Origin of the sequence: uncultured Treponema sp. (genome assembly GCF_934725225.1) — a bacterium.
Classification (GTDB): domain Bacteria; phylum Spirochaetota; class Spirochaetia; order Treponematales; family Treponemataceae; genus Treponema_D.
The window spans coordinates 385685-405461 of sequence record NZ_CAKVAM010000001.1 but is presented as its reverse complement, the minus strand read 5'-3'; the positions used below and the strand labels follow the sequence as shown (position 1 = coordinate 405461).

Annotated in this window: 17 protein-coding genes; 7 read left to right on the top strand and 10 right to left on the bottom strand. The window is 39.8% G+C overall.

The annotated features are described in order from the left end of the window. Positions 1–138 precede the first annotated feature (138 nt). Positions 139–1419 carry a cyclic nucleotide-binding domain-containing protein gene (locus Q0H92_RS01985; RefSeq protein ID WP_296011173.1) on the bottom strand — a complete coding sequence of 427 codons (1281 nt, stop codon included), beginning with the start codon at positions 1417–1419 and terminating at the stop codon, positions 139–141. A 116-nt stretch (positions 1420–1535) separates the two neighbouring features. Between Q0H92_RS01985 and Q0H92_RS01980 the strand changes: the two genes are divergently transcribed. Together Q0H92_RS01980 and Q0H92_RS01975 are read left to right on the top strand one after the other, a co-directional pair. Continuing rightward, positions 1536–2417 carry a PHP domain-containing protein gene (locus tag Q0H92_RS01980; RefSeq protein WP_296011172.1) on the top strand — a complete coding sequence of 294 codons (882 nt, stop codon included), beginning with the start codon at positions 1536–1538 and terminating at the stop codon, positions 2415–2417. Positions 2418–2476: 59 nt separating this feature from the next. After that, complete coding sequence (locus tag Q0H92_RS01975; protein WP_296011169.1) at positions 2477–3370, top strand: DUF4349 domain-containing protein; 894 nt, start codon at positions 2477–2479, stop codon at positions 3368–3370. Between the two features lie 44 nt (positions 3371–3414). Here Q0H92_RS01975 and Q0H92_RS01970 read toward each other — a convergent pair whose 3' ends face one another. From Q0H92_RS01970 to Q0H92_RS01950, 5 genes are all read right to left on the bottom strand, one after another. After that, positions 3415–3831, bottom strand: coding sequence for a hypothetical protein (locus Q0H92_RS01970; RefSeq protein ID WP_296011166.1), 417 nt, complete (start codon positions 3829–3831; stop codon positions 3415–3417). A gap of 91 nt (positions 3832–3922) precedes the next feature. Beyond that, positions 3923–4729 (bottom strand): hypothetical protein, encoded by an 807-nt coding sequence (locus Q0H92_RS01965; protein WP_296011162.1) that lies wholly within the window; start codon positions 4727–4729, stop codon positions 3923–3925. Positions 4730–4763: 34 nt separating this feature from the next. Beyond that, complete coding sequence (mnmE, locus tag Q0H92_RS01960) at positions 4764–6152, bottom strand: tRNA uridine-5-carboxymethylaminomethyl(34) synthesis GTPase MnmE (protein ID WP_296011160.1); 1389 nt, start codon at positions 6150–6152, stop codon at positions 4764–4766. Then, a complete protein-coding gene (locus tag Q0H92_RS01955; protein WP_296011157.1) occupies positions 6149–8554 on the bottom strand; it encodes a putative glycoside hydrolase in 2406 nt (801 codons plus the stop codon). The genes mnmE and Q0H92_RS01955 overlap by 4 nt, the downstream gene beginning before the upstream one ends. A gap of 47 nt (positions 8555–8601) precedes the next feature. After that, positions 8602–9666, bottom strand: a complete 1065-nt coding sequence (locus Q0H92_RS01950) for a PTS sugar transporter subunit IIC (protein ID WP_296011154.1) — start codon at positions 9664–9666, stop codon at positions 8602–8604. A 192-nt stretch (positions 9667–9858) separates the two neighbouring features. On the opposite strand from Q0H92_RS01950, the gene Q0H92_RS01945 reads away from it, so the two are divergent. Next, positions 9859–10788: a YegS/Rv2252/BmrU family lipid kinase gene (locus tag Q0H92_RS01945; protein WP_296011151.1), complete on the top strand. Its 930-nt coding sequence runs from the start codon at positions 9859–9861 to the stop codon at positions 10786–10788. Position 10789: 1 nt separating this feature from the next. Next, the gene (locus Q0H92_RS01940; RefSeq protein ID WP_296011149.1) at positions 10790–11467 is read left to right on the top strand and encodes an epoxyqueuosine reductase QueH; all 678 of its coding nucleotides are present in this window, start codon (positions 10790–10792) and stop codon (positions 11465–11467) included. On the opposite strand, the gene Q0H92_RS01935 is transcribed toward Q0H92_RS01940, so the two are convergent. After that, positions 11427–12449 (bottom strand): LacI family DNA-binding transcriptional regulator, encoded by a 1023-nt coding sequence (locus Q0H92_RS01935; RefSeq protein ID WP_296011144.1) that lies wholly within the window; start codon positions 12447–12449, stop codon positions 11427–11429. The two genes, Q0H92_RS01940 and Q0H92_RS01935, sit on opposite strands and share 41 nt — an antisense overlap. Before the next feature lie 213 nt (positions 12450–12662). On the opposite strand from Q0H92_RS01935, the gene Q0H92_RS01930 reads away from it, so the two are divergent. Continuing rightward, entirely contained in the window at positions 12663–13808 is a 1146-nt protein-coding gene (locus Q0H92_RS01930) for a hypothetical protein (protein ID WP_296011141.1), read from the top strand. Between the two features lie 160 nt (positions 13809–13968). Here the strand turns inward: Q0H92_RS01930 and fabV are convergent, their stop codons facing one another. Beyond that, positions 13969–15186: an enoyl-ACP reductase FabV gene (gene fabV, locus Q0H92_RS01925; RefSeq protein WP_296011139.1), complete on the bottom strand. Its 1218-nt coding sequence runs from the start codon at positions 15184–15186 to the stop codon at positions 13969–13971. A 169-nt stretch (positions 15187–15355) separates the two neighbouring features. On the opposite strand from fabV, the gene Q0H92_RS01920 reads away from it, so the two are divergent. Both Q0H92_RS01920 and Q0H92_RS01915 read left to right on the top strand, forming a co-directional pair. Beyond that, on the top strand, positions 15356–15949 hold the full coding sequence (locus tag Q0H92_RS01920; RefSeq protein ID WP_296011136.1) for a C40 family peptidase: 594 nt from the start codon (positions 15356–15358) through the stop codon (positions 15947–15949). A 30-nt stretch (positions 15950–15979) separates the two neighbouring features. Continuing rightward, on the top strand, positions 15980–16642 hold the full coding sequence (locus Q0H92_RS01915) for a hypothetical protein (protein WP_296011132.1): 663 nt from the start codon (positions 15980–15982) through the stop codon (positions 16640–16642). Here the strand turns inward: Q0H92_RS01915 and thrS are convergent. Beyond that, positions 16639–18396, bottom strand: coding sequence for a threonine--tRNA ligase (thrS, locus tag Q0H92_RS01910; protein WP_296011127.1), 1758 nt, complete (start codon positions 18394–18396; stop codon positions 16639–16641). The genes Q0H92_RS01915 and thrS overlap by 4 nt on opposite strands. 72 nt (positions 18397–18468) lie before the next feature. After that, on the bottom strand, positions 18469–19752 hold the full coding sequence (gene murA / locus Q0H92_RS01905) for a UDP-N-acetylglucosamine 1-carboxyvinyltransferase (protein WP_296011124.1): 1284 nt from the start codon (positions 19750–19752) through the stop codon (positions 18469–18471). Positions 19753–19777 lie beyond the last annotated feature (25 nt).

The following is a 19777-nucleotide window of genomic DNA, read 5'->3' as shown; positions in this document are numbered from 1 at the left end:
GACTGCCTAATAAGTTCTAAATGTCATTGCCGGACTTGTTCCGGCAATCTTTTTGCAAACATAGATTTCTTTGTCGCAGCACAGGAATGACACTGCAAACAAAATATGCAAATATCAGTTGATTAAATATTTTTCTAATCAAGTAGGCTGCTTTGTTGTTGAGCCAAGTTTCATGTAATATGAATCAACAATTCTTCTCAAATCGTGGATATTTGAAACAATCATGTAGTCTTCAAAAATCTGAATTTTTCCGCGATCCATAAGACGCACAAGACAATCCTTTGCCTGATCAAGCGGAATAGAAGCCCAGCTTGCAATGTCATTTGCGGTAATAAAAAATTTGCGCTTAAAGTTTCCGTCATCATCTTTTCTTCTGGAAGAGCCGCCGGCAAGCTCATCATACATTAAAAAAACATCGCAAATTCTTGTGTAAATATCTTTTATAAGAACAATTTTAAACTGGCGGTTCTGGTCGTAAATTCTTTTGCAGAAAAGCTTAAGAAGATTCATTACAATCTGCGGATTTCCAAGCACAAGCGCCTTAAAGTTTTCCTTGTTGAATTCCAAGCAGGCAACATCAGTTCTTGCAACGCAAGACGCGCTTCTTTGCGAATTGTCAAGAATCGCCATTTCACCAAAAAAAGCTCCGCTGCCAAGAATGTCAAGACTTTTATTCTGATCTTTTATGCACTTTTCAATTTGAACTTCGCCGTATTTTATAAGATAGAAAGTTTCGCCCGGCTCAAATTCACTTATAATAACATCGCCGCGCTTGTATTTTTTTGTAAAGCGGTCAAAAGCAGGAAGTGAAAACTGGTTTACAGAAAGGCTTCCAGATTTTGCAGAAATATCATCGGAAGAAACATTGCGGGCATTTTCTCTGCCTTTTCTTGTATTTGCGTTGTTAAAAAGCTTTGCAATTTCAACTTTATTCATAGGATTAGGATTCAGCTTTAAAATTCTAGTAAGAACATCGCAGCAGCTTTTGAACTGGCCGTCATTGTAAAAAGCATTGGCAACCATAAACATTCCGTGTTCCGGCGAAATCGAAATGCTGTTTCCGCCCAAATACTGCTCTGTTTTTTTATGAATATCTCTAAGCGACTTGCTGAAAACTCTAAGCATTTTTTCTGTGATAAAAGCCTTTGAGCCGAACATTTTTTCAAATTCATAAACTGAAAGCTGAACAACAGTCGAATCAACCAGCACGGAAGCAGTTACAAGGCTCGGCATTTTGGCAAGCGCGCTTTTTACGCCAAAAAATTCTCCAATATGAAGCTGTTCTGAAATTTGCTCTCCAGTTTCCAAATCCATGCTGCGCAAAGCAACTGCGCCTGACTGGAGAATATAAATATTTTCGTCTTTGTCGCCTTCAAAAAAAATAATAGAGCCTTTGCTGAATTGCACAACCTTTGACATAACCTTCCTCGCAAAAACCAAAACTCTAAAAAGAGCATTGATTTGAAAAAACACCTATACTTGTTTAGTATACCACAATTTTTTTATTTATGCTACCTTGTTAAAGAGAATTCCGCATGATAGACTTGCATACACATTCAACAGCTTCCGACGGAACTTGCACACCGAGCCAGCTAATTTCCTACGCCGCAGAAAAAAAAATTTCAGCAATTGCGCTTACAGACCATGACAATATAGACGGAATTCTGGAGGCTCAAAAAAAGGCAAATGAGCTTGGAATCGAATTTATTCCGGGAATAGAAATCTCTATAGAATGGCCGAGCGGAGAATTTCATCTTCTTGGACTGGGACTTAAAAAACCTGGAAAAAAACTTCTTGAGACAATTGAATTTTTAAGAGCTGAGCGGGATTCAAGAAACAAAAAAATAATCCAAAAACTTCAAGAACAAAATATCGATATTTCTTATGAAGAGCTTGTGGAAAAATCCGGCACAAAAACAATCGGAAGACCTCACTTTGCAAAACTTCTAATGGAAAAAGGAATAATAAAAAAAGCTCAGCAGGCGTTCGATTTGTTTCTTGCAAAAGGCCGACCTTGCTACGTAAACAAAACCGGAGAAAACTTAAAAAAAGCCGTGGAAGCAATAAAAGAATCCGGCGGAATTCCAGTTCAGGCGCATCCAATGTCAATGTACGTTTCCTGGGGAAAAATGGAAGAAACAATGCTTGAAATAAAAAATTCAGGCGTTGAAGGACTTGAAGCGCATCATCCGGGAATCAGGCTTTCTGAAGCACGGCGGCTTGAAGAACTTGCAGAAAAACTTGGAATGCTCACAACGGCAGGAAGCGATTTCCACGGAGAAAAAGTCCGCGCAGATAGAAAAATCGGATATTCGTCAGGCGGATATAAAATTGAAGACAGATTCTGGACAGAACAGCTAAAGCCCGCATTGGAAAAAGCTCACGGCGGAACAGACCACATATTTTCAGCTGAATAACGCGAAATTGTAACCCAAGACAAAATGAATTATTTTAAATATATAGCTTTGGAGGAAAAATGAAACATCTTTTAAGAAAATCAGCGGCGGCTTTGGTTGCGGCGTTTTTATTTATTTCATGCGGAAAAAATCAGGCTGTAAAAAATGAAATGTTCGCGCCAATGGCAAAATCAATGAAAATGTCGGCAAGGACAGATTCCGCAATGAACGTGATGCAGGACATGGCGTTTGAAGAATCAGCTGAGCTTTCTTCTGAATCAGAGCAGCAAAGGCAAGACAGAAAACTTGTCTACACGGGAAATCTTACAATTGAAGTTTCAAATCTTGCAGAATCAAAATCATCTATTGAATCTTGGGTAAAAAAATTCGGCGGATATATTTCAGATTCGTTTGAAAACACAAGTTCCATAAGAGCAACGGCAAAAATTCCAAGCGGCTCTTTTGCGCAGGCAATGCAGGAATGCGGAAAAATCGGAAAACTTAAATCAAAAAATATAAATTCCAGCGATGTTACAGAACAGTTCTACGATTTGGACACACGGCTTTCAACACGCAAAGTTTTGCTTGAACGGCTCAAAAAATATCTTTCGGAAGCAAAAGACATGCAGGATATGCTCAAGATTGAAACAAAAATCAACGATGTAACTTCCGAGCTTGAACGGATGCAAGGACAAATGAACCGCTTAAAGTCGCAAATTGATTATTCCACAATTTATGTTACGGCGGAACTTCCGGTAAATCAAAATGAAAGCGGATTTGTAATGCCAGACACAAATTCACAGCTACGCCAATTTTTTGCAAACATATTGAATTTCTTTGTGAAATTTATTTTCACAGCATTGTACATCGTGATTTTTGGAGTTCCTTCGATTCTGTTCCTGATGCTTCTCTATTGGCTTGGATTCGGAAAAGTCGGACTTCTAAGAAAACTTTTTGCAAGAATAAGAAAATAAAAATACCCGGCGTTTTTGCCGGGCTTTTTGATTTTTGAGTTGAATTATCTTACCGCTAAAATCGCGCCAAGAATAATAAGATGCTGGGCAAAAGTATAAAGCCATTCAAGGAAATTTTTTGCACCGCCGTTAAGAATTCCGTTTGCTCCAAGAATATCAGAAAGCACAATCGCAACAATCCAAACAATAATTGCAATCAGCGCAAGAACAGTTCCAAAGCTTCCAAAACGGTCGCCAATCACAATCTTTAAAATCATAAAGACGCCAACAAGAAGCTCAATCACTCCGAATACAATTACAAGAATATTTCCTGCATTGCCAGAAACAAGTCCCTTGATTGCTCTTGCGGCAAAATCTCCGCCGCCCTGCAAAGCCCAGATTCCTCCAACAGCAAGCATCGCGCCAACCGCAATCTGCAAAATCAAAAGCGCCGCAGTCCATCCGCTTTTTTCAGTTCTCATATTTTTCCTCCTAGAAATATGTTCAGCAAAAAAAATGCCTATATCAAATATAATTCAGTTTTGAGCAAAAATCCACTTATTTCTAAAACACTTAGTCTGCTTTATAAACAAACGGATTTTTCTTTAAAATTTCAAAAACGCCTTTGTCTGCGCCAAACGGAACAATGCTCGGCTGCTCATAAACAGGGCTTATGACAATTCCAAGGTCAAGACAATGCAAAATAAATTTTCCATAAAGTTCTTTTGGAATTTTTGGAAAAAGATAAGGTCCTTTTCTCTGCCAGTATTTTGTCAAAGCCAAATCGTAAATAAACCAGTCCTTTTCCTGCCGAGCCTGCAATGCCGAAATCAAATTATAAATTGAGCGAGTAACGGCGGCTTCAATAGGAGAAGAAAGTTTTACAGTTTCCTTTAAAACATCTTGAGAAAATTTTTCAGCCAAATCAATTTTTGCAGCAAGAATATAAATTCCGCTTGTCCAAGGAAGAGGCGGCTCAAAAACAATGCAGTCTGCGTTGTTGTTTTCAAAAACAGTTTCGCTCCAAGGCTTCCAGACAAAAGTATTTTTCGGACTAATTTTTACAGCGGCGGAAAGACAGTCAGATTTTTTTGCAAAAATAAAAACTTTGCGTTTGCATCCAAAGAAAAGCGCATTTACAGATTTTTCAAGCCGGCCTGAAAAACAAGTTTTAAAGCTTCCGGTTGCTCCACGGTCTATAGCATTTTTCAGCATTGTAAATGCAGAAGAGCCGCCCCAGCCCAAAATTGCCCTGCCATTTTCCTGATACAAATCTGTAAGACGCTTACCTTTTTCCGTATATAAAAACGGTCCGCGAGCACGCTTTACATTTCCGTACCGTAAAAAAATTTCTTCCGCTAAAAAATCAATTTCGTTCATTTGAATCTGATTATACTGAAAAAAAAATCTGTTGTCATTTGCCGACACAAAAACGGCTGAAAATATTTTCAAGAACGTCATCTGGAGAAACTTCGCCGGCAACTTCGCCAAGGCTTTCCAAAGAATCTTCCAAATCCTGAACAACCGCATCAAGTCCGTAGCTGGAATCTTGGGAAATTTCCAAAGCGTGCGTTATCCGCTCCAAAGCTTCCTGAACTGATTTTTTTTGCCGCGCTGAACCAAGTCCGCTTTGCTCGCGTTCAGTTTTTTCGCCGTCAAACAAAATGTCTTTTATTTTTAAAACAAGCTGCTCTATTCCGATATTATTTTTTGCAGAAATTTTTACAGAATCTTTCCAGACTTTTTTTATTCCGTCCAAATTCAAATCAAAAGAATCGCATTTGTTCAAAACCAAAACAACCGGAATATTTTTCTGGCTTTCAATAAAATCCAAATCGTCTTTTAAAATTCCTTTTGAGCTGTCCACAAGATAAAGAATGACATCCGCATCCTGACTTAAATCTTTTGCAAGCTCAACGCCGCGCTCTTCAATTAAATCCGAAGTTTCTCTAAGTCCGGCGGTATCAAAAAGCCTGACAGGAATTCCTGCAAAATCTGTCCAGCACTCAAGCCAGTCCCGGGTCGTTCCTTCAATGCTGCTGACAATTGCGCGTTCTTCTTTTAAAAGTGAATTGAAAAGACTTGATTTTCCGGCATTGGTTTTTCCGCACAAAACAATTCTTGCTCCGTCTTGATAAAGTTTTTCAGCCTTCCAAGAAGAAGCCAAGTCTGAAAGTTTTTTCTGCGCGTTCTTTAACAATGAAGTGTCAAAAGATTCTGAAATATTTTCTTCGTCTTCTGGATATTCAATTTCAACTTCAATGTTTCCAATTGTGTCCAAAATCAATTTTTTAATAGAGGAAATTTGCTCAAAAAGATTTCCGCTTAAACGTCCGGCGGCGCGGCTTCTTGAAGCATTTGTGCGGCTGTCTATTATTTCTTTTACGGCTTCAGCTTTTGTAAGATCAACTTTTCCGTTTATATAAGCCCGGAATGTAAATTCTCCGCGCTCAGCTTTTCTAAAACCATTTTCAAGCAGCAAAGAAAAAATTGAAGTTACAACATTAACTCCGCCATGGCAAAATATTTCAACCATGTCTTCGCCTGTAAAAGATTTTGGAGCTTTGTAAACGCCAAGCATGACTTCATCTATTTTTTTATTTCCGTTCTGAATTCTTGAATCTTCAATCCAGCCGTAAACAAGAGAATTTCCGGCAGCCTGCAAGAGAACTTTTTTACGTGAAAAAATTTTGCTTACAAGCTCAATGCAGTTTTTTCCGCTCGTTCTGACAATTCCAATTGCAGAAGGAACAAGAGCCGTTGCAATTGCCGCTATCGGTTCTTCTGGCGTATATTTGCTCATTTGCTTCCACCGAATATTGGCTTTACATGAAGAAAATTTCTTGTTGTAACGCTTGCATTTTCGTATTCAAGTTCATTGTCCAGCACAGAATTCCAAATTGAAATCATGTTCTTTGCATTTTCTTTTTTCTGTTCCAAATCCTGCAAGTCGGAATCTAAAGAATTTTTTATTCCCAGACTGAATGCCGGAATCCGTTTTTGCAAATCGCATTCTTTTTCATGCCACGGAGAAATTTCATTGTCCTGAGGATCCGGGCTGATGTCTTCGTAATATCCGCCGGAATTGTTCCAGTGCATATATCCTCTGTCAAGTCCGTCGCGCACACCGAAAATTTCACGCAGGACATAATTCTTGTCATAATATTTTCTGTCATGCCTTACGCCCATGTAAAATGCCTGAATCCAAGGACGCACAATAATTCTGTTTCTTCCGATTATTGTGTTTCTAAATGAGCCGTAAAAATAAATTCTATACGCGCGTTCTTCATAAGGCGGATACTCAAGAAAATCCTGTTCAAAATGCGACGGATAAAACATCGGGCAGATTACGTCAACATATTCGCTCATAAGCTCAACGTCCTGACCTGTTCTTGTTCCGCTTCTGTACCAGCCGTTCGCGCCGTAAATGTCAATTCCAATCGGAGCTTTTATATTTTTTCGGGCATAAGACAAAAATGAAACCAGCGCGCTTTCTTTTACCATTCCTTTGTCGCGCCATCTATAAACTGCGGAATTTAAATTTGTTCCGTCGGTCGGAAATCTTATGTAGTCAAACTGAATTTCATCAAAGCCGCGGGAAACAAGTTCCTTTGCAATTTCAACATTGTATTCCCAAACTTCCTCGCTGTAAGGATCAACCCAGTTTTCATCATAGTAAACAGTTTTTGTTCCAGCCGGATTTCCATTTTCGTCAGTAACGTCTTCTTTTCCGCGGATTCCCATCCATGGAGAATTTGTGCGGGAATTCCAAACTGCGTATTTTCCTTTGTCATACGAAGCTAAATTTCTGTCTTTAAAAACAACAATGCGCGCAATAAGATAAACGCCGTCTTTTTTAAATTCGCTTACGACTTGCTCCAAGTCGATTTTGTACTGAGTAACTTTTCCTTTTTGTTTTAAAAGCTGGCTGTTCGGCTCAAACCGCAAAAGTCCGTAGTCATCTTTCATGTCGATTACAACAGAATTGAGCTTGTTGTCAGAAACAATTTTTTTGTACTTTTCAATTCCAGCGGAATTTCTAAGCTGATAGACAGACGCATAAATCGACTTTTTTTTGTTTGCAAGATAAGCCCAAGGAGAAAGAATTGTTTCAGGATTTAAAAGCCAAAGCTCATTCAAAGTAACATTCGCTCCAAGCTGCGAAATATTTTTAGGAACAAACGCTGAATTTATAGTGTCGCCGGCAGCGGTTAAATTTTCCCGCCAAGAATTAAAACTTGAAATTTCTGAAACTTCCCTTGTTTCAAGAGAAAGTGAAAGAATTTTTCCAACTGTTGAAAAAATCAAGTTAGAGCCGTTTTGACAAAGTCCGTCAATCGCATCGCACGGATTTTCACCTTGGTAAATTTTTTCAGCTTTTTTTGTGCGCCAGTCAAATCTGTAAATGTTCGGAATGAACGACTGGGAAAGATAAATTTCCGCATAAATATTTCCAGCTGAATCGCGGCACAAAACCGGCAGAATATCAGAAATTTCATCGACCTGCGTAAGGCTTTGCATTGCGGAAAAACCTGCGCTCACATCAATCCACTTTGGATTTTTTTCATCAGCGCGGCAATAACTAAAACCGTAAATCGGATGCGACATAAAAACGACAACTTCGCTGCTTTCAATTTCTCCGTTTTTTCCATAAACCGGCATGTGCGAAACTGCGACCGCTTTCATTCCAGAAGTATAATTGCTTGCCGAACCAAGCGACTTCCAAGACAAGCCGCCATCACGAGTTATAAAAACTTCATCTTTTGTGGCTGTAACTAAAATGTCTGGATTCAGCGGATCTGCGCAAATGTCTTTTAAAAGAGGCATTTTCTGAACTATTTCTTTATTTCCGTTTTCATAATTTTTTACGATTAATGAAGGAAGTCCTATATTGCGCTGCGTAAATTCTTTTAAATCCAAAGAAGAATAAATTCCGTTTTCTGTGACGAAAAACCATTTTGCCTGAGTTCTTAAAATGCGTTCAACTTTTCCTTCCGTCCACAAAGGATCTGCAATTCCGCTCGGAAGAATTTTAAAAAGTCCTGTGTCTGTTCCGATTAAAAACGGCTCTGGATTTTCGGAAACTCTTCTTTCAAGATAAACTTCCGGAAGCTTATACAAAGGCTTTGACTGGGCAAAAGAAATTCCTGAAAAAAAAGAAAAAACTGAAGCTGAAATGCACAATTTTAAAAAGAGTATACGCATGGTCTTTTTATCGGCATTTCAGCATCAAATTTTAGAAGAATTAAATTTTACTGAAGAAGCAAATCTCCGTCTTTTATCCAGCCGATTTTTCTTAGAATAGAACAAAACAAAACAGAAAAAACAGCTGGAAGAACAAAGCAAATAAGAACAAGTCCAAGCCAGTCAAAAATTCCCGGCGAAACTGCAACAGCTCCGTGCGCAACAGCAGCTTGCGAAGGCTCAAACCAGCCTGTTATTATTCCAATCTGCCCTACAAGTCCGCAAGTTCCCATTCCGCTTGAAACCGCAGCTCCATTCATTTGCATTTTAAAAAGACAAGTCGCAATCGGGCCGGTTATAACAGAAGCAAGCGTAGGCGGAATCCATATCCGCGGATTTTTTACAATATTCGGCATCTGAAGCATTGAAGTTCCAAGTCCCTGAGACAAAATTCCGCTCCAGCCGTTTTCTTTAAAGCTCATAACTGCAAAGCCAACCATTTGAGCGCAGCAACCAGCAACAGCAGCTCCGCCAGCAAGTCCAGTAAGTCCAAGAGCCGCGCAAACCGCCGCAGAACTTACAGGAAGAGTCAAAAGAATTCCAACAATTACAGAAATAAGAATTCCCATCAAAAAAGGCTTTAAAGTTGTCGCCCACATAATTAAATTTCCAAACGCATAGGCGGCTTTTCCAATATGGCTTGCAAAAAGCAAAGTGAAAAAAACTCCTGCCACAATCGTAACCAAAGGAGTTACGATAATGTCAACTTTTGTTTTTTTGCTTACAAGCGTTCCGCACTCGCACGAAAGAACTGCAATTACAAGAACTGCAAGCGGTCCTCCAGCTCCGCCAGAAACATTTGCAGCCGCGCCAACAGCAACAAGAGTAAACAAAACAAGAGAAGAAGCTCCCATTGCATATCCAATTCCAACAGCCATCGCCGCGCCAACAACATGGGCTTCACAAGCAAAGTTTCCTGCTGAAACAAAAAATTCAAAAACTGGATTTGTTCCAAGTCTAAGCAGTTGCTGTCCCAAAGTCTTGACAATTGTTCCAATCAAAAGAGACGCAAAAAGTCCTTGCGCCATTCCGCCCATCGCATCGATTAAGTAGCGTTTCACATACTTGTTCATAAAGAGTCCTTTAAAATTTTTTTAGATTGCTTACTTGGAAATGCAGTGATAGGAGCGTTCGTAGGCTCGTTAGGTTGTAGGATTCAACCGACAGTCATCACAACGTAATCATCGTTACAATTTTATTTTATCAGAGGAAAAAGAAAAAAACAATCCACTGACGTTTTTGCATTTTTGTGCTATTCTTTTTGAATGTTTCATTTTATTGTAAATCCAGTTTCGCGCTCAGGCAAAGGTCTTCGTTTGTGGAAAAGAAAAATTGAGCCGGTTTTGATTTCAAGAAAAATTTTATACGATGTTGAATTTTCAAAAGAGCACGGAGACGTTACAAAAATCTGCTCCAAAATCAGCGGAAAATCTTCAGCAGAAAAAAACTGCACAATTGTAATTCTTGGCGGTGACGGAACTTTAAATGACGCAGTTCAGGGAATACAAAATTTTGAAACTGTAATGCTCGCATACATTCCGACTGGCTCAAGCAACGATTTTGCGCGCGACATGAAAATTTCAAAGTCAGTAAAAAAATGCCTTGAAAAAATTCTTTCAGCAACAAAGCCAGCTGAATTGGATTTGGGTGAAGTGATTGCAGAAAAAACAAAAAGAAAATTTGTTGTAAGCGCAGGCTTGGGATTTGACGCGGCGGTCTGCCAAAAATCCTCACATTCATTTATAAAAAGAAATTTAAATAAATTCGGACTTGGAAAACTGACGTATCTTGCAATCGCATTGAATCAGATTATTCATGCTCCAAAGGCGAATTGCACAGTTGAATTTGACAATGGCAAAAAACTTGTTCTTCCGAAATTTCTTTTTGCGGCTTCAATGGTTCATCGCTATGAAGGCGGCGGATTTAAATTTTGTCCAAAGGCAAATCCCGCAGACGGAAAAATGAATTTGTGCATTGTGAACAACAAAACAGTTCCTGGAATTCTTTTTGCATTGCCAACTGCTTTTTTTGGACTGCACGGAATTTTTCCCGGAATAAATTTAATAGAATTTTCAAGCGCAACATTCAAAACAACAATTCCGCTTTGGCTGCACACAGACGGCGAAGTTTACCAAAAAACTTCTGAAATAACAGTCCGCACTTTTGAAAAAAAACTAAAAATAATCGGCATTTAAAATGAATTATCAAATCGAACTTGAAAAAATTCTTTCATCTCTAAAGCAAAACACTCCAATGGAAAACAGGCCAAAACTTTTGCTTCATGCTTGCTGCGCGCCTTGCTCATCTTATGTTTTGGAATTTCTTGCTTCATTTTTTGATATAACAATCTTGTATTACAATCCAAATATTTTTCCAGAAGAAGAATACAAAAGACGGCTTGAAGAACTAAAAAAATTTCTTCCTGAATTTTTTCCAGCAAAAGAAAATTCTGTAAAGCTCGTGGAAGATTGTTATATTCCGCAGGAATTCTATGACGCAATAAAAATCAAGGAAAATCCAGAGCTTGCCACAGAGCCAGAAAAAGGAGAACGCTGCAGAAGATGCTACAAGTTCAGGCTGAAGCGCGCTTTTGAATTTGCGAAAAAAAACAACTTTGATTATTTTTGCACAACGCTTTCAATAAGTCCATTTAAAGATTCAGAAAAAATAAATCAAATTGGAAAAGAACTTTCTGAATGCGCAAACGGAAAACCAAAGTGGCTTTTTTCTGACTTTAAAAAGAAAGGCGGTTTTCTTAGAAGCCTTGAGCTTAGCAAAGAATTTTCACTTTACCGGCAGCAATATTGCGGCTGCATTTTTTCCGCAGAAAATTCTAACAAGACTCGCGCACAACAAGAGAAGACGGAAGCATAATTTTAATCGCATTTTCATCTTTTCCTGCCGTTCCAGAAACAATCATTTTTACAGCCTGCTCGCCCATTGCTTTTTTCTGCACATTCATCGTGGTCAAAGGCGGACACGTGTATTCTGAAATTTCAATATTATCTATGCTGATTATCGCAACATCGCCTGGAACAGAAATATTTTTTTTGCTCAAGCCGCGAAGAACTCCAATTGCAACTTCATCAGAACCGCAGACAATTGCGCGTGGAATTTTTTTATCAGCCGGAAAAGAATCTACCGCTTTGAATCCGCCGCTCATGTCAAAAGTTTCAGCAATAAAAAAACTGTCCCGTTTTGCATCAAGATTTTTTTCAGCCAAAGCAAGCTGAACTCCATGCACGCGGTCATCGTCTTCGCCAATATATCCAATCTCTGAAAAACCTTTTTGAATCAAATATTCTGTTGCCCGCTGCGCAGTTGCCTGCCTGTCAAACATAACACTGCTCAAGCCTTCGTACTGAAATTCAACGCAGACAATTTTAGAAAGACGCTCTTTTATTTTGTCGATGATTTTTTTATCTTCGTCAGTTTTCAGGCACTGATCTGTCGCAACAAGAATCAGTCCGCCGATTTCCTCTTCGTGAATCAAACTGTTAAACAAAACCGGATTTTTCAGCTCATGGAAAAATCTTATAAAGCTCACCTGAAAATTCTGCTCATGGGCTTCAAGGTGAATTCCAGAAAGAATTTCCGCATAATACGGACGCAAAAAAGTTTCGGAAGCGCAAAGGACAACGCCAAGCTTATTCGCCGCAAAACCAACATCGCCTTGCTGCAAAGCCTGCGCCGCCTTGTTCGGTCTGTAGCCAAGACGCTCGATTGCATCCAAAATTCTTTTGCGTGTTTCTGGAGCAACTGAACGGTCAGAGTTTCCGCTTATAACATAGCTTACCATGCTCCGTGTTACGCCGGCTTCTTTTGCGACATCGTTTTGAGTAACCGCAGATTTCATATTTTCACCTTAAGGTTCGATTTTATACTGTCATTCTCATGCTATGACATGGGAATCTGTTATAAATTTTCAATAGATTACCGGGTCAAGCCCGATAATGACAGCTAGATATAAATTATAAACAACTTGAATGAATATTGGAAGCCTAAGTTTTTTGAATAGTTGAACAGCAATGGCAAAATCGTTAGCATAAGGCAACATAAGAGGTTTTCTATGAAGAAATATTTTTTTTTAGCAATTCTGGCGGGCGCATCAGTTTTTGTTTCCGCGCAGAATTTTAAACTTTCAGGTCATGTCCGCTCTGGAATTTCAACTGCATTTGACGGCGCAAAAGGCGAAGACAATGCCGACATCAATTCATTTTCCGCGACAACTTGGACAAAGGGCGATTATTTTGGCGACGATGAATTTTCCCGCATAAGGCTCGACGGCGAATTCATCGGAACAGAAAAAAAATTCGGTGCAAGCGCAAGATACCAGTACGCAGGTTCATTTGACAAAATCGCTTTCAATGAAAAAATGATAACTTACGCAAACGCCTGGGGAAAATTTCTTGACCAAAAACTTTTTGTTTCTGGCGGAAGAATAAAAGATATGTTTTTTACTTCAACCGGATTTGAGCAATTTACATTTATCACAAAAAAAACTGGCGGCTATGCGGTTTATTCAATTTTGCCAGAGCTGAAAATCGGCGGCGCAATCGTTCAGGATTATTTGTATTCATATCAAAAAGGCGAAAAATTTTATCCACGAAAAGACGGTTATGACAGCGGAACAAAAGAATTCGGAAAAAACGCATTCGTGGGCGGAATAAATTTTACAAAGGATTTCTTTAGCTTCAGGGGAGCAGTTGCCGCAGCCGGAGCAGGATACGCAAATGTAAATTTAAAGTTTGCAAACGGAATTAAATTCAGCGCGGAAGGAATTTACCAGAAGCAAAAAACACGAAACGAATTCAGAATGGGAAAAGCGGAAATTCAGAAAATGAAACCAGCCCAGTTTGTTTTTGTTGAAAACATTGAGTACACAGGAATTGACAAATTGCTCCTGGGAATCGCAAGCTATCAGCATTTTAGAGATGAAACTTACACAGATAAAGACGGCGACACTTTGAATTTCTTTTCTATAATTCCGGCTGTAAAATACAACTTGCTAGACAACCTTTCATTAAGCGTCGAAAGCACAATCAGAATTTTCGACAGCCGCTACAAAGGAGACACAGACACTTATGCAAACATAATTCCTCGTGTTGACTTTGAAATTGCAAAAGGATTTACCGCGACTGTATACGGCGACATTTCCACAGACACCGACAGAAGAAAAAATTCCGTTGGTGCCGGCGTCTGCGTTGTATTCTAAAAAAATATCAGGCTGAATTTTAAATTTCGGTAAAAACAAATGTCATTCCCGCACTTAATGCGGGAATCTAATGCAAATAGATTGCTGACTGAGTTTGCCATGTAAACATCACCGGGTCTATGCCCGGCAATAATATTTTACACAGTTAATGACAATAAAGTTAGTATTCGATTTTTGTCATGTCTGTAACTTCTTTGTTGTAGTCAACGCCGTCAACATCGAAGCCATTTATAATCAAGAAGTCATGGCGGATTCCGTCCAAGTCAACAAGCTCGTTTACATTTTCTTCTGTAACAGCCGGCATAACTTTGTTTACTTCGTCCTGAACTTTTGGATCCATTTCCCAGTCATCCATGCGGATTCTATTTTCTGAATCTACAGGAACTTTTCCGTCGGCAGTATAAAGACGCTCAGCAAACAAACGCTCCATCTGCTCAATGCATCCTTCGTGAGTTCCCTGCTTCTTCATAATCTTGAAAAGAACTCCAAGATACTGTGTGATAATCGGAATAACTGAAGATGAACGAGTAATAAGTCCCTTGTTGACGCTTACATAAGCAGCTCCGCCTTTTGCTTTAAGAGCGGCATCAATATTGTGCGCGCGCTTTTCCAAATCTTTTTTTGCCTCGCCGATTGTTCCGTCGCGGTAAATTGGATGAGAAAGAGAAGGTCCGATGTAAGAATAAGCCAAAGTGCGGCATCCGTCTGCAAGAACATCCGCTTCTGAAAGCTGCTTAATCCATCTTTCCCAGTCTTCGCCGCCCATTACTTTTACAGTGTTCGGAATTTCATCTCCTTCCGCTGGCTGTGTTGAAGCCTGAGTAATTTTTCCAGTCATCATATCAAGAGATGCTCCGGAATAAACCTGATTGATAGGCTTGATTACTGAACGGTACATAACTTTTGTATCTGGGTCTGTGCGTACAGGGCTTGCCAATGAATAAATAACAAGGTCAGCTTTTGCGCCCCAGTCTTTAAGCTGCTTTATAACTTCCGCGCGGCATTCATCGCTGTAAGCATCCGCATTGAAAGTCTTTGCTTTTAATCCGGCTTTTTCTGCGGCCTTGTCAAACGCCATGTTGTTGTACCAGCCAGGAGTTCCGCCTTTTACCTGTGTAGGCTGTTTTTCAAATGAAACTCCGATTGTGTCAGCTCCGTATTCAAAAGCGGCTGCAATTCTGCTTGCAAGTCCGTAGCCTGTAGAGCATCCAAGAACAAGAACAGTTTTTGGAGCTTTTCCGCCTTCCGCCAAAGTCTTTGTTCCGCGCTTGGCTTTCTGAGCTATAACATAATTAATCTGATTTTCAGTTTCTTTTGCGCAGCCAATTGGATGGGCATTGATACACATATTGCTGCGAATCATCGGTTTAATAATCATTTTAAAGTCTCCTGTAAAAAATATAGTTATAATTTTAAAGTCTATCTACTTTGACATTTTACGTCAATATGTCAAACCTTTTTATCTTCTTGAAAAAATTCCGGCATTATGGCACTATTCTTTTGAAAAGGCTTTAAGCTAAAATCGAATTTTTTCCGAGGTATTAAATATGGAAAAGCACAGCAAAATTTACAAACTTTCATTTTATTTTATTTTTTCCCTTATGATTTTGCAGGGAATTTTTGCAGCCCCGAAAGTTTCAGAAAGAAGGCAGAAACTCATAACGTATTCACTTTCATTTGTTGGAACAAAATATGTTTACGGCGGAACAGAGCCTGAAACAGGATTCGACTGCAGCGGATTCATAGACTATGCAGTTAAAAACGGAGCAGGCATTCAGCTTCCGAGAACCGCAAACGAAATTTACAACAGCAGCCGCGTGCTAAAAATCGATTCAAAGGAAAAAGAGCCGGGCGACTTGATGTTCTTTAAAAACGACCCGAACTCTGACCGCGTAACACACATCGGACTTTACTGCGGAGTTTACCGCGGACCAATCACTGAATTCAACGGAAAGCGCGTTTTCGTTTCGGCAGTAAGCGACGGACCAAAAACAGGAGTTCAGCTTACATTAATCAGCGAGCGTTTCTGGAAAAACCATTTCTTTGGATATGGAAGAATTCTTCCGCGCACAAAAGTACAAGCTCAAAATGCAAAAGCTCAGAACGCAAAAACGCAAAATGCAAGAGTACAAAAAAAGTAACATTTTCCGAAAAAATCTGTTTTCAATAATATGAAAAGAGCAAAATATATATGCGCAACCTTTTATCTTTTTGCACTGCTTGCATTTACAGGCTGCGCATCTTTAGTTCAAGTCAAAGCGGAAAAAAACGGATTGCAGACTCTTTCAGCTGAAATTGATTTAGGTGAAGCAATTTCGACCGCAATAAAAGAAGCTTCAAGCGGACTAAGCGAAATTAATTCCAGCGGCGGACTTGATTCAAATAAAGAGATTGTAATTTTCGACACAAAAAAAATAAAATCCGCGCTAGAAAATTCAGAATTCAAAAACGCGAAAGTTTCATCTCCAGAATTTTCCAAGCTGAATATTTCTGGAACTGGAAATTTTTCTAGCTTTGCTTCTCAAAACGAAAAATCCTTAAAAATAAAATTCAGCCCGGAAAATATAAAAAATTTGGCTTCAACGCTTCCTGCTGAAACACAAAGTTTTTTTGACCTTCTTATGGCTCCGGTTTTTACAGGCGAAGTAATGACTGCCAGCGAATATGCGGATTTAGTCGCGGTTGTCTATGGCGAAAATCTTGCGCAGGAACTAAAAAAATCCGCAGTGGAACTTTCGCTTGTTTCGCCTGCCGGAAAAACAAAACGGTTTTCTATTCCACTCACGGATTTTCTGACTTTATCTGAAGAAAAAATTTTCTCTATAGATTTTTAAATTCCGTTGTAATGCGTTCTGATTTTGTCCAAAACATAATCTTCAAATTCCTTGAGAGAAAATGTTTTCTGCGGAATCTTGGATGAAAATCTAAAGCGGCAAGTGACGGAATTTTCTCCCTGCTCTTTTTCTCCAACAACAAGAATATACGGAGTTCTGTGTTCCGTTGAAATGTTCTTGATTTTGTTTTTCATGTTGCTGTCGTCTGTGTAAGCATTTGCACGCACGCCAAGCGATTTTAGTTCATCAGCAACTTTTTCAGCATAAGAATTGAATTCTGGAGCAACTGGAACAACCGCCGCCTGTTCAAACGAAAGCCAAGCCGGGAAAACGCCAGCATAATTTTCAATCAGAATTCCAAGGAAACGTTCAAGCGAACCAAGAACTGCGCGGTGAAGCATTACAGGATGATGCTTTTGATTGTCCGCGCCGATATATTCAGCGTTAAGACGTTCCGCGCTTGGAAGCTGATAGTCAAGCTGAATTGTTCCGCACTGCCACTGACGGCCAAGAGCATCTATAAGCGTAAACTCAAGCTTAGGTCCGTAGAACGCGCCTTCGCCAGGCTGAATTTCATATTCCATTCCCGCTGAATTGCAAGCCGCCGCCAAAGCTTTTTCCGCGTGCTGCCAAGTTTCCAAATCGCCAACATGATCTTCAGGCATTGTGGAAAGTTTTACAAGAAGATTTTTGTCAAATCCAAAGTCCTTGTAAACATCAAGAAGCAAACGGCAGAATTTTGAAACTTCACTTTCAATCTGATCTTCTGTGCAGATAATATGCGCATCATCCTGGACAAATCCGCGAACACGCATAATTCCATGCAAAGTTCCGCTTGGCTCATTACGAACGCAATGTCCGAATTCCGCAAGACGCATCGGCAAATCTTTATAAGAGCGTACTCTTGAATTGAAAATTTCAAGCGCACCAGGACAGTTCATGGGCTTGATTGCAAACATTCGCTTTTCGCTTTCAGTAACGAACATATTTTTCTGGTAATGTCCCCAGTGGCCGGAACGCTCCCACAAAGTGCGAGGCATTATAGCCGGCGTATTTACTTCCATATAACCGTCTTTCCGGATTTTTTCGCGCATATAGTCCTGCAAAGTTACGTACATTGTCCAGCCATTCGGATGCCAGAAAATCTGACCTGGATCTTCCGGATCAAGGTGGAACAAATCAAGCTGCACGCCAAGCTTGCGGTGATCGCGTTTGTCTGCCTCTTCAAGCATCGTAAGATAATCTTTCAAATCATTCGGCTTGTAAAAGCAAACTGCATAAATGCGTGTAAGCATCGGACGTTTTACGTCTCCTCTCCAATAAGCGCCTGCAATGCTCATAAGTTTAAATGACTGCTGATTTATTTCCTTTGTGTTCGCAACATGAGGACCGCGGCACAAATCAAGATAGCCGTCCTGCTCATAAGTTGTTATAACTTCGCCTTCTGGAAGTTCCTTTATAAGCTCTTCTTTGTAAGGCTGATCTTTAAAAAGCTCAAGAGCTTCTGCCTTTGAAACTTCTTTGCGGATAAAATCATGGTTGCCAGAAATAATTTTGCGCATTTCTCTTTCTATTGAAGCAAAATCTTCCGCGCAAACTTTGTGTCCTTCCGGAAAATCAAAATCGTAATAAAATCCGTTTTCTATCGCAGGACCGATTGCAATTTTTGTTCCCGGAAAAAGATTCAAAACTGCTTCTGCCATTACGTGCGCACAACTGTGGCGTATTGTCTGTAATTTTTCATCAACTGCCATTTTCAATTCCTCGAAATTCTATACTGCTAATAGCATAGATTATTCTTTTTTTATTTATATTTCAACAAGACGTCAAGCGATGTCTATTTTTTCTATATGCGCGCCAAGTGATTTTAAGCGTTCCACAAGATTTTCGTAGCCGCGTTCAATCTGATACACATTGCTAATCCGGCTTTCTCCACGAGCACAAAGAGCCGCGATAACCATTGCCATTCCAGCACGGACATCAGGAGAAACAAGATGCTCGCCATGAAGAGAACTCGGACCCGCGACAACTGCACGGTGAGGATCGCAAAGTGTAATGCGCGCGCCCATGCTTATAAGCTTGTCCACAAAGAACATTCGGCTTTCAAACATTTTTTCAAAAATCAAAACAGTTCCTTCAACTTGGGTTGCAACAACAGTCATAATCGAAGTCAAATCCGGCGGAAATCCCGGCCAAGGACTGTCATCAATTTTTGGAATCATTCCGCCCAAATCTGTGTTCACTTTCATTTCCTGATCTGCGGAAACTGTAAGAATGTTATCTTCAACATCCCAGCGAATTCCAAGCTTGTTAAAAGAAATCCGAAGCGGACGCAAATCATTTACACGGACGCCTTCAATTTTTATAGAGCCATGAGTAGCGGCGGCAAGTCCAATGAACGAACCAATTTCCATAAAATCCGGGCCAATTGAAAAATCGCAGCCCTTGAGTTTTTTCACGCCTTCAATCTTTAAAATATTTGAACCGACTCCTGAAATTTTTGCGCCCATCGCATTCAGCATATTGCACAAATCCTGAACGTGAGGCTCGCTGGCAGCATTTGTAATTTCTGTTGAGCCTTCCGCAAGAACAGCCGCCATAACTGCATTTTCTGTGGCAGTAACGGAAGTTTCGTCAAGGAAAATATCAGAGCCAACAAGCTTATTCGCGCTGAATTCAAATTTCCTGTCTATTGAAACACGCGCGCCAAGTTCTTCAAGCGCAAGAAAGTGAGTGTCAAGACGACGGCGGCCAATAACGTCTCCACCGGGCGGCGGCATTATAGCTTTTCCAGTGCGGGCAAGCAAAGGTCCTGCAAAGAGAATTGAAGCGCGGATTTTTTTGCTAAGCTCAGGAGGAATATCATTGCGCGATATTTCAGAAGCATTTATTTCCCAAGTATTTTCAGAAAGCTTTTCAACTTTTGCGCCAAACGACTGCAAAATCAAAAGCATAACGCCTGTATCTTCAATTTCTGGAATATTTCGTAAAATAACTTTTTCGGAAGTAAGCAAGGAAGCCGCGATGCAAGGAAGAGCTGCATTTTTGTTTCCGCTTGCTTTTATAGTTCCCTTTATCGGAAAACCGCCTTCTATTTTATATTCGTACATAGCGCAATTATAAACAGATTTTGAA

Excerpts from the sequence above, each read along its gene's own strand:
- Q0H92_RS01985 (WP_296011173.1), bottom strand. The coding sequence starts at position 1,419 with ATGTCAAAGGTTGTGCAATTCAGCAAAGGCTCTATTATTTTTTTTGAA.
- Q0H92_RS01980 (WP_296011172.1), top strand. The coding sequence starts at position 1,536 with ATGATAGACTTGCATACACATTCAACAGCTTCCGACGGAACTTGCACA.
- Q0H92_RS01975 (WP_296011169.1), top strand. The coding sequence starts at position 2,477 with ATGAAACATCTTTTAAGAAAATCAGCGGCGGCTTTGGTTGCGGCGTTT.
- Q0H92_RS01970 (WP_296011166.1), bottom strand. The coding sequence starts at position 3,831 with ATGAGAACTGAAAAAAGCGGATGGACTGCGGCGCTTTTGATTTTGCAG.
- Q0H92_RS01965 (WP_296011162.1), bottom strand. The coding sequence starts at position 4,729 with ATGAACGAAATTGATTTTTTAGCGGAAGAAATTTTTTTACGGTACGGA.
- mnmE (WP_296011160.1), bottom strand. The coding sequence starts at position 6,152 with ATGAGCAAATATACGCCAGAAGAACCGATAGCGGCAATTGCAACGGCT.
- Q0H92_RS01955 (WP_296011157.1), bottom strand. The coding sequence starts at position 8,554 with ATGCGTATACTCTTTTTAAAATTGTGCATTTCAGCTTCAGTTTTTTCT.
- Q0H92_RS01950 (WP_296011154.1), bottom strand. The coding sequence starts at position 9,666 with ATGAACAAGTATGTGAAACGCTACTTAATCGATGCGATGGGCGGAATG.
- Q0H92_RS01945 (WP_296011151.1), top strand. The coding sequence starts at position 9,859 with ATGTTTCATTTTATTGTAAATCCAGTTTCGCGCTCAGGCAAAGGTCTT.
- Q0H92_RS01940 (WP_296011149.1), top strand. The coding sequence starts at position 10,790 with ATGAATTATCAAATCGAACTTGAAAAAATTCTTTCATCTCTAAAGCAA.
- Q0H92_RS01935 (WP_296011144.1), bottom strand. The coding sequence starts at position 12,449 with ATGAAATCTGCGGTTACTCAAAACGATGTCGCAAAAGAAGCCGGCGTA.
- Q0H92_RS01930 (WP_296011141.1), top strand. The coding sequence starts at position 12,663 with ATGAAGAAATATTTTTTTTTAGCAATTCTGGCGGGCGCATCAGTTTTT.
- fabV (WP_296011139.1), bottom strand. The coding sequence starts at position 15,186 with ATGATTATTAAACCGATGATTCGCAGCAATATGTGTATCAATGCCCAT.
- Q0H92_RS01920 (WP_296011136.1), top strand. The coding sequence starts at position 15,356 with ATGGAAAAGCACAGCAAAATTTACAAACTTTCATTTTATTTTATTTTT.
- Q0H92_RS01915 (WP_296011132.1), top strand. The coding sequence starts at position 15,980 with ATGAAAAGAGCAAAATATATATGCGCAACCTTTTATCTTTTTGCACTG.
- thrS (WP_296011127.1), bottom strand. The coding sequence starts at position 18,396 with ATGGCAGTTGATGAAAAATTACAGACAATACGCCACAGTTGTGCGCAC.
- murA (WP_296011124.1), bottom strand. The coding sequence starts at position 19,752 with ATGTACGAATATAAAATAGAAGGCGGTTTTCCGATAAAGGGAACTATA.